The 13,230-nt window shown below is 34.0% G+C and carries 15 protein-coding genes; 9 read left to right on the top strand and 6 right to left on the bottom strand.

Annotation, left to right across the window (positions count from 1 at the left end; genetic code table 11):
- Positions 1-58: 58 nt before the first annotated feature.
- Genes B5X55_RS14620 through B5X55_RS14600 form a run of 5 tightly spaced genes read left to right on the top strand, consistent with a single transcriptional unit; the run spans position 59 to position 4,942 of the window.
- Positions 59-1,108, top strand: a complete 1,050-nt coding sequence (locus B5X55_RS14620) for a M28 family metallopeptidase (RefSeq protein ID WP_079513374.1) — start codon at positions 59-61, stop codon at positions 1,106-1,108.
- Positions 1,108-1,785 (top strand): SDR family NAD(P)-dependent oxidoreductase, encoded by a 678-nt coding sequence (locus B5X55_RS14615; RefSeq protein WP_079513373.1) that lies wholly within the window; start codon positions 1,108-1,110, stop codon positions 1,783-1,785. The genes B5X55_RS14620 and B5X55_RS14615 overlap by 1 nt, the downstream gene beginning before the upstream one ends.
- Position 1,786: 1 nt before the next feature.
- Positions 1,787-2,389 (top strand): SprT-like domain-containing protein, encoded by a 603-nt coding sequence (locus tag B5X55_RS14610; RefSeq protein WP_079513372.1) that lies wholly within the window; start codon positions 1,787-1,789, stop codon positions 2,387-2,389.
- A 1-nt stretch (position 2,390) separates the two neighbouring features.
- Positions 2,391-3,470: a mannose-1-phosphate guanylyltransferase gene (locus tag B5X55_RS14605; RefSeq protein ID WP_079513371.1), complete on the top strand. Its 1,080-nt coding sequence runs from the start codon at positions 2,391-2,393 to the stop codon at positions 3,468-3,470.
- A 2-nt stretch (positions 3,471-3,472) separates the two neighbouring features.
- Complete coding sequence (locus tag B5X55_RS14600; protein ID WP_079513370.1) at positions 3,473-4,942, top strand: DUF389 domain-containing protein; 1,470 nt, start codon at positions 3,473-3,475, stop codon at positions 4,940-4,942.
- Here B5X55_RS14600 and B5X55_RS14595 read toward each other — a convergent pair.
- Both B5X55_RS14595 and B5X55_RS14590 read right to left on the bottom strand, forming a co-directional pair.
- Complete coding sequence (locus B5X55_RS14595; protein ID WP_079513369.1) at positions 4,939-5,706, bottom strand: ABC transporter ATP-binding protein; 768 nt, start codon at positions 5,704-5,706, stop codon at positions 4,939-4,941. The two genes, B5X55_RS14600 and B5X55_RS14595, sit on opposite strands and share 4 nt — an antisense overlap.
- Positions 5,706-6,443, bottom strand: coding sequence for an MlaE family ABC transporter permease (locus tag B5X55_RS14590; protein WP_079513368.1), 738 nt, complete (start codon positions 6,441-6,443; stop codon positions 5,706-5,708). The genes B5X55_RS14595 and B5X55_RS14590 overlap by 1 nt, the downstream gene beginning before the upstream one ends.
- A gap of 111 nt (positions 6,444-6,554) precedes the next feature.
- Between B5X55_RS14590 and pafA the strand changes: the two genes are divergently transcribed.
- Both pafA and murI read left to right on the top strand, forming a co-directional pair.
- The gene (gene pafA, locus B5X55_RS14585; RefSeq protein ID WP_143814509.1) at positions 6,555-8,228 is read left to right on the top strand and encodes an alkaline phosphatase PafA; all 1,674 of its coding nucleotides are present in this window, start codon (positions 6,555-6,557) and stop codon (positions 8,226-8,228) included.
- A 1-nt stretch (position 8,229) separates the two neighbouring features.
- Positions 8,230-9,018, top strand: coding sequence for a glutamate racemase (murI, locus tag B5X55_RS14580; RefSeq protein ID WP_079513367.1), 789 nt, complete (start codon positions 8,230-8,232; stop codon positions 9,016-9,018).
- Here murI and B5X55_RS14575 read toward each other — a convergent pair.
- Positions 9,005-9,520, bottom strand: a complete 516-nt coding sequence (locus tag B5X55_RS14575; protein ID WP_234999750.1) for a dihydrofolate reductase — start codon at positions 9,518-9,520, stop codon at positions 9,005-9,007. The two genes, murI and B5X55_RS14575, sit on opposite strands and share 14 nt — an antisense overlap.
- A complete protein-coding gene (locus B5X55_RS14570) occupies positions 9,517-9,957 on the bottom strand; it encodes a 2TM domain-containing protein (RefSeq protein ID WP_394332848.1) in 441 nt (146 codons plus the stop codon). The genes B5X55_RS14575 and B5X55_RS14570 overlap by 4 nt, the downstream gene beginning before the upstream one ends.
- A gap of 6 nt (positions 9,958-9,963) precedes the next feature.
- Between B5X55_RS14570 and B5X55_RS14565 the strand changes: the two genes are divergently transcribed.
- Positions 9,964-11,049: an aminotransferase class V-fold PLP-dependent enzyme gene (locus B5X55_RS14565; RefSeq protein WP_079513364.1), complete on the top strand. Its 1,086-nt coding sequence runs from the start codon at positions 9,964-9,966 to the stop codon at positions 11,047-11,049.
- 148 nt (positions 11,050-11,197) lie between these two features.
- Complete coding sequence (locus B5X55_RS14560; RefSeq protein ID WP_079513363.1) at positions 11,198-11,494, top strand: isoamylase early set domain-containing protein; 297 nt, start codon at positions 11,198-11,200, stop codon at positions 11,492-11,494.
- A gap of 217 nt (positions 11,495-11,711) precedes the next feature.
- Here the strand turns inward: B5X55_RS14560 and B5X55_RS14555 are convergent, their stop codons facing one another.
- Complete coding sequence (locus tag B5X55_RS14555) at positions 11,712-12,536, bottom strand: thymidylate synthase (RefSeq protein WP_079513362.1); 825 nt, start codon at positions 12,534-12,536, stop codon at positions 11,712-11,714.
- 127 nt (positions 12,537-12,663) lie between these two features.
- Positions 12,664-13,230, bottom strand: a 567-nt coding sequence (locus tag B5X55_RS14550; protein ID WP_159447554.1) for a T9SS type A sorting domain-containing protein, incomplete at its 5' end; no start/stop codon positions are given.

Raw genomic sequence — 13,230 nt, 5'->3', positions numbered from 1 at the left:
AAGCATCCTTTCGACAGGATGCTTTTTTTTATCTTTAGATTTTAAAAGAAACATCATTATGAAACATATTATTTTAGTCTTTTTTGGTTTTTTGTTGGTAAGTTGTAGTGGAGCAAAAATGGATCAGTCAACCATTTTGAATCCGAATAACGAAACAAAAAATGTTCGTAAAGATGTTTTGCAAAATACATCAAATGGCGAAGATGTCAAATCATCTATTTTAACTTCCAAACTCAAGGCATACAGCACGCCTGAGAATATAGAGGATATTATGGTTTATCTAACTTCTGATGAATTACAAGGTAGAGATACCGGTAGTGAGGGTATTTCTAAGGCTGCCGACTTTATTGAGAATGTATTTAAAAAAAATAACATTCAACCCTATTTTACTTCCTACCGAGATACCTTAACCAACTATACTGACGGCACGGCTTTTAATGTAGTGGGGTATTTGCCAGGAACAGATGCTAAGCTTAAAAACGAGTTTGTGGTAATAGGCGCGCATTATGATCATATTGGCTTAATGAGCGGTCAAGTTGCTGATAGTATTGCGAACGGAGCCAATGACAATGCTTCAGGTACAACTACAGTTCTAGAATTTTCGAAATATTTTGGTGAACTTAAGGGGAATAAACGAAGTATTATTTTTGCTCTTTTTTCTGCTGAAGAAAAAGGATTGCTCGGTTCGAAGCATTTGGCCGGTAAATTAAAAGATAAAAATATAGATTTGTATGCCATGCTTAATTTCGAAATGGTTGGCGTTCCAATGGTTGATAAAGACCATAGTTTATATTTAACCGGTTATGAATTATCTAATTTGGCGGAGGTTAGTAATAGGTATGCACATAAAAATCTTGTAGGTTTTTTGTCGAAAGCAAAGGAATTTAATTTATTTAGACGGTCAGATAATGCTCCTTTTCATGATGTTTTTAATGTTCCTTCTCAAACGTATAGCACTTTTGATTTCACTAATTTTGGAGAATATCATAAAGTAGGAGATGAAGCATCTTTAATGGATTATATGCATATGGCGACTATAGTTAATGAAACCATACCAATGATAACAGGCATTGTGAATTCACCAATTAAAGAATTAAAGTATAATTAATGGAATACATTATTGTTACAGGTACAAGTAGGGGAATTGGCTTTGAGCTAAGCAAGTTGTTGGCAAATGCAGGTTATAAGGTCTTGGCATTATCTAGAAATGAAAAACCTATTAAAAATCTTAAGCACAAGAATATTCAGACATTTTCTTTCGATGTCTCTTCAGTTTCTGATCGCGAAAAACTAGCAAGCTATTTAAAGGATAACGGAAAAGTAAGGGCATTAATAAACAATGCAGGAAGATTATTGAACAAACCATTTTTAGAAACTACTGATGAAGAGTTCAAATCTGTGTATGAGGTGAATGTTTTTGGTGTTGCTGCCATAACCAAATTAGTTATTCCATATATGTCAAGTACGGGTCATGTATTAACAATTAGTTCTATGGGAGGTATTCAAGGTAGCGCTAAATTTCCTGGCTTATCTGCGTATAGTTCAAGTAAAGGAGCAGTGCTTACATTTACAGAATTACTGGCGGAAGAATTTAAAGAGACCGGACCATCTTTTAATGCCTTGGCATTAGGAGCGGTACAAACTGAAATGCTTGAAGAAGCTTTTCCAGGGTATAAAGCACCGGTGTCGGCAATTGAAATGGCTGAGTACGTGATGAATTTCGCCTTGAACGGTCAAAAATTATATAACGGTAAAATTTTACAAGTTAGTAGTAGTACTCCTTAGAATGCAACAAACTTTAACGAAATATCTTCCTGAAACTGCAGTCAAACCTTGTTTTGAACTTATTAAAGGTAGTCATGTTCATTTGAAAATCGTTAATGAACGAGTTACAAGGCATGGAGATTACAGAAGAAGAAAAGATGGTAATCATCAAATCACGGTAAACGCATCTCTTAATAAATATAGATTTTTAATAACGCTAATTCATGAAATTGCACATTTAGTAGCATTTGAAAAGTATGGGCGTAATATTAAACCACACGGATTGGAGTGGAAAAGAACATTCCAATATTTAATGCTACCTTTTATTCGGCCAGAGGTTTTTCCTTCTCAAATACTTCCATTATTGGCAAGACATTTCAAAAATCCAAAGGCAAGTAGTAGTACCGATGCGCACTTATCGATTGCTTTAAAACTATACGACGAACAACAATCAGAAAAATCTTACGTTTACGAATTGCCGATAGGTAGTGTTTTTCGTATTTATAATGGTAAACTTTTTAAAAAAGGTAACAAGCGAACGAAGCGCTATGAGTGTACAGAAATATCTACTGGCAGGATGTTTTTGTTTCAACCAAACGCCGAAGTAGAATTAATAAAAAGCTGACATGAATAAAAATTATTATGCCGTTTTAATGGCTGGTGGAGTAGGGTCTAGATTTTGGCCAATAAGTACTAGTGAAAATCCGAAGCAATTTCATGATATGTTAGGTACGGGCACTACGCTCATACAGAAAACATTTCAAAGATTGAACAAGTTTGTGCCTACAGAGAATATATTAATTCTCACAAATGAACGCTATAATGATTTGGTCTTAAAGCAATTGCCTATGGTGAAACAAGAGCAAGTAGTTCTTGAGCCTGCCATGAGAAATACGGCTCCTTGTATATTATATGCTGCAATGAAAATTCAGAAAATGAATGAAGATGCAGTAATGATAGTAGCGCCTAGTGATCACTGGATCGAAGATGAAGAAGCTTTCGCAAAAGATGTTACTGCTTGTTTTAAAAAATGTGAAACTGAAGATGTATTGTGCACCTTAGGTATTAAGCCTTCTTTTCCAAATACAGGTTTTGGGTACATCGAATATAATAAAGCGGATACTGAACAAATTAAAAAAGTAAATCAGTTTAGAGAAAAGCCGGATTATGAAACTGCAAAGGATTTTCTTGCACAAGGTAATTTTCTTTGGAATGCAGGTATTTTTATGTGGAGTGCAAAAACAATTGTTAATGCTTTTCAGAAATATCAGCCAAAGCAATACAAATTATTTAGAGATGGATTAGTTTGCTTCAATACTGATGACGAGAGAAAATTTATTTCAGAGAACTATCCTAAAGCTGAAAATATTTCTATTGATTATGCTATTTTAGAAAATTCAAGCTCAATCTTTGTGTTAGAAGCTAGTTTTGATTGGAACGATTTGGGTACCTGGGGCTCTTTATATGACAAGCTTGATAAAGAAGAAAATAATAATGCTATAGTAAATGCTAGAGTCTTAACTCAAGATGCAAGTGGTAATATGATTAGGTCAAAGGCGGGTAAAGTAGTTGTAGTAGATGGCTTAAATGACTATATTATTGTAGATAAAGATGAGGTGCTGCTAATTTATCCTAAGGCAAAAGAGCAAGATATTAAACAAGTTCTTAATAAGGTGAAAGATGCCTTTGGTGAAGAATTCGCGTAAGTATGGAGAATAATCAGGATCAAGATAAGCTAACCTTGTCAAGTAATGAGGGGAATGGTAGTGAGGAAGTAAAAAAAGACTTTCAAGGCCTTTTAGGTAGTGTGAAAAAGTTTCTTTCTGAGTTGTTGGATATTCGTACGAATACAGACCAACAGGCAACGAAAGAAGCGATTATAGCCGATATACCGTTTAAAGGGCACACATCTTGGATTTTAATTTGTTCTATTTTTATTGCCTCTATAGGTCTTAACGCAAATTCAACAGCGGTCGTAATTGGAGCGATGTTGATTTCCCCTTTAATGGGGCCTATTTTAGGTATAGGTATGTCTGTTGCAATTAATGACATAGATACCTTAAAAAGGTCTTTAAAGAATTTTACGGTTATGGTAATTCTTAGTGTAATTACAGCCTATCTTTTTTTTAATTTTTTTCCTTTACGTGATGAATCTTCTGAGCTTTTGGCCAGAACTGAGCCAGATATTAGAGATGTTCTAATTGCATTTTTTGGGGGATTGGCACTTGTTATTGCTCGCGCAAAAAAGGGTACTATCGCTAGTGTTATTTTTGGTGTTGCGATTGCTACCGCTTTAATGCCGCCTTTGTGTACCGTAGGTTTTGGTTTAGCGATAGGTAATTGGTCTTATGCTACCGGAGCTTTATATCTATTTACGATTAATACAATATTTATTGCTCTAGCGACATTTCTTGTTATTAAATTGTTGCGTTTTCCAATGGTGCGTTACGTCAATTCTCAAAGAAGACGGTTAATAGGTAGGTTAGCTTCTTTGCTTGCTATTCTAGTTATGATACCTGCGGGCTTTACCTTCTATAACGTATTTCAAAAATCACTATTTACAAGAGACGCAAATAATTTTATAGTTGAGAAAATAGCACCTTACCAATTTTCGGGTGAAGGTAAATTCTTAAAAGATTTTAGTGATATTGAGTTTAATGATGGCCAAAATCCAAAAGTTGAATTAGTTTTTATGGGTAATGAGGCGATACCTGATAATGTAATTGCAACATGGAAAAATCAAATGCTAGATTATAAACAATTAAAAAATTGCGAATTAACAATTGTTCAGGGTTCAAGAAGCGATGAAGCGAATGAGCTAAAGTATGTGAATGAACTTTATGAATCACAAAAAACTATTCTAACGAGTAAGGATGAAAAGATTCAAGTTTTAGAGAGTGAACTAACTCGTTTAAATCAGATTTCTTCAAATCAAATTCCATTTAAGGAAATTAGCCTTGAAGCTAAAACGAATTACGAGAATTTAGAACGACTAGGTTATGCATATTTAATCTCTACCGATTTTACTAAAACTGATAGTATTCCATTATTTGAAGTGACTTGGAAAAAAGAAGCTAATAGAGCTGAGACTCTAAAAGACATGAATAAACTACAGAATTGGTTGCGATTGAGGCTTAACAATAAAAGTATTCAACTAAAGGAAATGCCCAAAGATTAATTTTGTTCTTGAATATACATCTGTCGAACTTTCTTAAAAAGGTCAGATGAGTATACAAAATTGGTTACCGCTTCGTTATCGGTTTTGAAAATTTCATTTTTTGTTCCTTCCCATTCTAGGAGTCCATCTTTTAGAAAAATAATTTTTTCTCCTATTTGCATTACGGAGTTCATATCATGCGTATTGATAACCGTAGTAATGTTATATTCTTCGGTAATTTCCTTAATAAGGTCATCTATTAGAATAGCGGTTTTTGGATCGAGACCTGAATTTGGCTCATCGCAAAAAAGATATTTAGGATTCATTACAATGGCACGCGCAATAGCAACTCTTTTCTGCATACCACCGGAAATCTCAGAAGGAAATTTGTGATGGGCATCAATAAGATTTACTCTTTTAAGCACTGCATCGACGCGATCTTTCATTTCTGATGTAGATTGCTTTGTGAACATTTCTAATGGAAACATTACATTGCCTTCAACCGTCATACTATCAAAAAGGGCGCTACCTTGAAAAACCATACCCATTTCTTGTCTCAAATCTCGTTTTTGATCATCAGAAAGTTCAGCGTATTTCTTTCCGTCGTACACAATGTTTCCCTGTTCGGGCGAAAATAGGCCTAAAAGGCATTTAAGAAATACAGTTTTTCCCGAACCACTTTGGCCAATTATTAAATTGGTTTTTCCTTGTTCAAAAGTGGTAGATATACCTTTTAGAATATGAGCATCACCAAATGATTTGTGTATGTCTTGAACATCTATCATTATCCTAGTAAGAGTTGGGTTAAAATATAATTCAATATGATGATAACAACACTTGTCCAAACGAACGAGGTTGTACTAGCTTTGCCAACTTCTAAAGCGCCACCTTTCATATAAAAACCATGAAAAGAAGGTATTGTAGCAATAACAAAAGCAAATATTAATGTCTTAACAAAAGCATAAGCGATATGAAAAGGCACGAAATCTGTTTGTAGTCCGGTAATAAAATCTGCGCTTGTTAAGAATCCCCCAAACACACCGGCCATCCATCCACCAAAGATTCCAACATACATAGAAATTGCAATTGCAAAAGGATAAAAAAGCATAGCTATAATCTTAGGGAAGACTAAGTAATTTAATGAATTGACACCCATTACCTCTAGCGCATCTATTTGCTCTGTTACTCGCATCGTACCAATACTAGATGTTATATAAGAACCTACTTTTCCTGCCATAATAATAGAGACAAAGGTAGGTGCAAACTCTAGTATAACAGATTGCCTAGTAGCAAAACCAATAAGATTACGCGGTATTAAAGGGTTCGTTAAGTTAAGCGCAGTTTGTATAGCAACAACAGCACCGATAAAGAAAGAAATAAAAATGATAATACCCAGAGAGCTGAAAATCAATTCGTCTATTTCTTTATAAATAAGGGATTTCATTATTCTCCATTTGGTCGGTTTTTTAAAAACCTCGCGGATCATAATTGCATAGCTTCCTACAGATGCTAAATAGTTCATTGATTAAAAATAGAATTCTTACCGTAAAAATAACAATAAAGGACTTGATTTAACCTCCGTTTAATCTTTAAAGGTGTAAATTATTTACTTTTACACTTCAAACGGTTAAGTATGAAAATGAGATTTTATTTTATTGTTACATTGTTTTTGGGGACACTTCTTTTTACTGCGGATTTATCAGCTCAAAATAGGGGAAAAGATAATAATAGTGATGAGCTGTTAAAGGTTAAGCCAAAATTAGTTGTAGGTATAGTAGTAGATCAAATGCGTTATGATTATTTGACACGTTTTTATGACCATTTTGGTAAAGATGGTTTTAAAAGATTGGTCGAGGAAGGTTTCAACTGTAAGAACAATCATTTCAATTACGCACCTACAAGTACTGGCCCTGGCCATACGTCTGTGTATACGGGAGCGACCCCTTCTGTGCATGGAATTATTGGTAATAATTGGTATGATAAAGAATTAGATTCTGATGTGTATTGCGCGTCAGATGATTCATATTCATCTGTGGGTACAACTTCTAATGCAGGGCAAATGTCTCCTCATAGAATGACGGTTACCACAATTACAGATGAATTAAGATTGAATAATCAAATGCGAGGTAAAACAATATCCATAGCCTTGAAAGATAGAGGTGCTGTTTTGCCTGGTGGGCATACCGCCAATGCTGCGTATTGGTTTCACGGAGCAAATGAGGGTAAATGGATTACAAGTTCATATTACATGGAGCAACTACCAAAATGGGTGGTAGATTTTAATTCGTCTGGTAAGGCCCAGTCTTATAAAAAAGCATGGAATACCATAAAGGATATTAAAGATTACAATGAAAGTGGTACGGATAATAACACCTATGAAGGGTTATTTGAAGGCGAAACGTCACCTACTTTTCCTCATAGTACAACCGCACTTTTAAATAAAACTGAAAATTTTGATATTATAAAATCAACGCCTTTTGGAAATTCTTTAACTACTGATTTTGTGATAGAAGCATTGCAACAAGAAGACTTGGGTAAAGATGAAATAACCGACTTTTTAGCGGTAAGTTTTTCAAGTACCGATTATGTAGGTCACATGTATGGGGTTAACTCTAAAGAAGTTCAGGATACATATATTAGATTAGATGAAGATTTGGCGAGATTGTTTAAGGCCTTGGATAAAAATGTTGGGGAAGGTGAATATACCTTGTTTTTAACGGCAGATCACGGGGCTATTGAAGTTCCTTCTTATTTAAAAGATAAAAAAATACCTGCAGGTTATATTGATAATGCAGCTAACTCTAAAAGGCTTTCTGGGTTTTTGAAATACACTTATGGAACAGAGGATATTCTGAAAAACTACTCTAATTATCAATTGTTTTTGGACCATGAAATTATAAAGAATCTTGATCTTAATTTGGTAGATGTTCAAACAGAAATGGCTCAAGAATTTCTTGGGTATGATGCCATTGACAGAGTGTATACGGCAAATCAGATGTGGAACAATCAATACACCTCTGGTATTCCTTATATTTTACAGAATGGATTTAATCAAAAACGATCTGGGGATATTTTGGTGGTTTTAAAACCGGGCTTCATTTCATATTCAAAAACTGGTTCAACACACGGTTCACCGCAAATTTATGATACTCATACTCCATTATTATTTTATGGTATGGGAATAAAGCCTGGGTCGACGGTTAACCGTACTGAGATACCAGATATAGCTCCTACCATAGCAGTTCTTTTAGGAATTTCTTTCCCAAGTGGTGCTAACGGTACACCTATAACAGTGGTATTAGAGTAATATGGATAACAGGCCGATAGGTATTTTTGATTCAGGTATTGGAGGAACATCTATTTGGGGTGAACTACAAGAATTGTTGCCTTATGAAGATTGTATTTATTTGGCCGACAGTAAGAATGCGCCCTACGGTGAAAAATCCAAAGAACGTATTTTAGAGTTTAGTATCAAGAATACAGAATATTTATTGGCTTTAGAATGTAAGCTAATTGTGGTGGCCTGTAATACAGCAACAACTAATGCTATTGAATATCTACGGGAGAATTATAAAATACCATTTATAGGCATTGAGCCGGCTATAAAACCCGCTGCAATAAACTCGAAATCAAAAATAATAGGAGTACTTGCTACAAAAGGAACCTTATCAAGTGGCTTGTTTCATAGTACTTCAAAAAATCATGCAGCAGGTATTACCGTTTTAGAACAACGAGGTACTGGTTTGGTTGAATTGATTGAACAAGGAAATTTGCAAAGTGATGAATTGTATGCGCTTTTAGCAGGCTATATCTCACCTATGCTTGAAAAGGGGATGGATTATTTGGTATTGGGTTGCACACATTACCCTTATTTGATTCCGATTTTAAAAAAAATGCTCCCAGAAAATGTTACCATAATTGATTCTGGCCAAGCGGTCGCTCGACAAACCAAATTAGTATTAGAAAAATTCGATTTGTTGTCTAATGCATCTGAATTGGGATCACATCAATTTTGCAGTAATAAAAACGAAAAAGTATTGTCTAATATATTGCCTTTGAGTAAGTTAAACTTAACGGTCTCTTTTAAAGATTTTTAAGAGAATTATTTTTCCTTTCGTAGGTGATATAAGTGAATGAGAATTTGTGCCGTTCATCTGTTGGGTGAAATTCTTGTTTCGTCATCATCCAGCAATCGTCATCAATTTCAGGAAAGAATGTGTCGGCATCGTCAAAATTTGCGTGTACTCTAGTAAGTTCTATTTTGTCTGATTGTTTTTCAGCCAGTTTATAAATTTCTCCACCACCAATTATGAATGCAATTTCATTTTTCACTAGTGCAAGGGCATCATCTAATGAATGAACGACAATACCATCTTTAAAGGCAACGGAGTAATCTTTGTCTCGGGTAATTATTATGTGAGTTCTATTGGGTAGAGGTTTTGGGAAACTTTCATAGGTTTTTCTTCCCATTATTATTTTATGGCCAGTAGTCAGTTGTTTAAAACGTTTAAAATCATCTGGTAAGTGCCATAAAAGGTCATTGTCTTTTCCAAGAGCATTATTTTCTGCCGCAGCAGCAATCATGATTAAGGTATTCAAAGCAATTTTTTTTTAGTGTCCGATTCTATAATAGTGGCAGAATCAATTTCGTGTTCAATTTCTGAAATTCGATTTTTTTGTTTTTGTACTAATCTCTCACGTTGTAAACGTTCCCAATCTTTCCCCATAAATTTATTGGTAATAAAAACATTGAAAATATGAAGAACAAATAAAAATGCCCAAAAGGTAATAGCCCAAATGAACCAATTATATTCTTGACCGTATTTTAAGATTTTATTAATAAGCACTAAGAAAACGCTACCAACCAAAAAAACCACGAAATGCGTATAAAGTCGTTTTTTTTGTTGAATTCTTTTTTGAGCATTTTCTAAAAGTTCATGCTGCTCTACATCTAATTTGGAGATTTTTTTGTTTTTGGAAAACATGGCTCTTCCTGTATCTTTGAGCCAAAGATACAGGAAATGTGTTTTACTCAATAAGCTATGGAAAAATTTAGAAAGGAATTTCCCGTTTTAAGAAAAGGTATTTATGCTAATACAGCAGTTTACGGTTTACTGTATGAATCTTTATTAGATTGGAGGCAAGAGCACGATCTTGACTTTTTGATTCACGGCAGTGATATGCGTATTAAAGCTTTAAAAGTTATTTCCGACACACGTCAAACAGTTGGAGAGTTTTTCAATTGCAAACGTGAGAATGTAGCATTGGTCAATAATTTTTCAACAGGGCTAAATGTTTTATTAGAAGGTCTGCATCCGAAGCAAAAAGTACTTCTTATTGAAAATGATTATCCTTCTCTTAATTGGGGTTTTGAAAATAGAGATTTCGATATTCATTACTTAAAAATGACTTCTAATTTAGAAGAGCGTATTCAAGAAATTATTGAGAAGGAGCAAATTGATGTGCTAGCTTTAAGTCTTGTGCAGTGGTTAGATGGTTTTTCTATTGATTTAGAATTTTTAAAGCAATTGAAGAATACGTTTCCAGATATATTAATTATTGCAGATGGCACTCAATTTTGTGGTAGTATGCGATTTGATTTTGATAACTCAGGTATCGATGTGGTAGGAGCGAGCGCGTATAAATGGTTGTTGTCTGGATATGGCAATGGGTTTATGCTTTTCTCTGAACGTGTTAAAGAAGAGGCTTCTATTAATAACATAGGTTTTAATGCTGCCAATGGTGATTTAGATAAAAAGAACACGATAAGGTTTGCTAAATTATTTGAGCCTGGCCATTTGTCTTCCTTAACTTTTGGAAGTTTGAAGTTTTCATTGGATTATTTTACAAAAATCGGGATTGATAAAATAACGGAGCAAAATCGAAAATTATCGGAAAAGGCAAAAAGTGAATTTCAGGCATTAGGTCTTTTAGATGAAAAGTTTAAAAAAAGAGAATCGCATAGTACTATCTTTAATATTAAAGCAGATGATGCAATTTTTCAACATCTTTTGGCTAATGATGTTTATTGTGCACAAAGAGGTCAAGGTGTGCGTTTAAGTTTCCACTTTTACAATACCGAAAGTGAAATCGATTCTATTGTAAAAATCTTAAAAACAAGTAGATAGCTATTCGTAAAAATCATTATTTCTAGGGTTTAATTCTTTAGTGACTATAAAAAGGGTTCGTTTTTTATCAATTTCATAAAAATCTCTTACGTGTTGGAAATGAGGGTTTTATTGTACTAGTTTTGCAGTGAATTTTAAAATTAATATCATGGCAATTGCAAAACAATATTTAAAAACAAAGCCTGTTTGTAAGGTGACTTTTACGGTTCCTGCAGAAGAAGCAAAAAAAGTAGCCGTAGTCGGAGACTTTAATAACTGGAGCCCAAAAGCTAGTGCATTGAAAAAATTAAAAAACGGAACTTTCAAGGGAACTTTTGACCTTCCTAAAGAAAATTCTTTTGAGTTTAAATATATAGTTGATGGTAACTTCGTCAATGATACTGAAGCTGATCGTTATCAGTGGAATGATTATGCTGGTTCTGAAAACGCTGTTTTAGAATTGTAATAGACATTGATATCAGTGAAAAAGGCGTGTTACTTGAAGTAGCGCGCCTTTTTTGTTTTTATAATTTCACTAAATTTTAGTACAGACTAATCTCGAGTTGTTTTTTAAGAATCTTATCTAGCATTATTTTTCTTAAGTGAAATAAACAGAAATATCTCTATGAGAAAAGCAGAAAGTGGTACTAAGTATAACAATAATTATACAATTAAGTGTTTTGCTAAATAGCAACTTTTCCTTTTATATGAGGATGCGGGTTATAGTCAACTAATGTAAAATCTTCAAACTTGAAATCAAAAATATCTTTTACTTTAGGGTTGATTTGCATTTTTGGCAAAGGCTTAGGTTCTCTACTCAATTGAAGTTCAACCTGTTCCATGTGGTTGTTGTAAATGTGGGCATCTCCAAAAGTGTGTATAAAATCACCTGCTTCAAGTCCACAAACTTGTGCCATCATCATAGTGAATAAGGCATAAGAAGCGATGTTAAATGGTACTCCCAAGAAAATATCTGCGCTTCTTTGATATAATTGACATGAGAGTTTTCCGTCTGAAACATAGAATTGAAAAAAGGCATGACAAGGAGGAAGAGCAGCCTTCCCATTCGCAACATTTTCTGAAAAAGATTTAGTTGTATCGGGTAATACACTAGGGTTCCAAGCGGAAACCAACATTCTTCTGCTGTTTGGATTTGTTTTTAATGAATGAACTACCTCTTTTATTTGGTCAATTTCATCATCGTTCCAATTACGCCATTGGTGACCATATACAGGTCCTAAATCTCCGTTTTCATCCGCCCATTCATTCCAGATTCGTACACCATTTTCTTGTAGGTATTCTATATTGGTATCACCTTTTAAGAACCACAACAATTCATATACAATAGATTTTAAATGTAATTTCTTGGTAGTAACCATAGGGAAACCTTCACTTAAATCGAAACGCATTTGATAACCAAATACACTTTTAGTTCCTGTTCCTGTTCGGTCACCTTTTTGGTTACCCTCATTAAGAACATGTTTTAAAAGGTCGTGGTATTGTTTCATATAAATCGTGTTAATTCGTATCGAAAATGGTTTTTCGAATTTTTACAAAAATAACCTTTAGGTGAATTTTTAAAGAAGATTTACAGAACGGGTTATAAGAATTTATTAACCAAATAAGATTAAAGATTTAGAGCTTGATTATTTTATGAGTTCCAATTACTTCTTTCTGATTAATAATTTCAACAAAATAAACGCCTGAGGCTAGAGCTGATAAATCAATAGTTAAAAAGCGCTGGCTTTGGAAGTTTTTGGTAAGCACCAATTTTTTCGAAGAATTTACCAATGTTAATTTAATGGCAGATTTAATCTCACCAAGGTCAATTATTATAGCTTCAGTCGTGGGATTAGGATATGCAATGATTTTATCGGAAATAGAATAGGGCACAAGAATATTATTGGTAAAACCAGCACCTGGAGATATGCAATCAACTACGAATTCTTCATTATCTGCTGAACCATCTTCGTCAGCATCTAATCGCCAAATTGTTTCAGGGTTTATTTGTTCGTTTTCGTCATCACAGTCAATTTTATCAGAAGGTATAAGGTTATAGTCAATACCAGGACTATTGCAACTTTCAATAGTTCCAGAAGTGGTATACCCATCACCATCAGCATCCAAGTACCAAGTGGAAACTTCGAACACATTAGGGTCGTTATCATCGCAATCTGTTAAGGGTAGTACATTTTGGGTGTA

This window comes from Maribacter arcticus (assembly GCF_900167935.1).
Classification (GTDB): Bacteria; Bacteroidota; Bacteroidia; order Flavobacteriales; family Flavobacteriaceae; genus Maribacter; species Maribacter arcticus.
The sequence above is the reverse complement of the archived record's forward strand: the minus strand, read 5'-3'. Positions and strand labels throughout refer to the sequence as shown.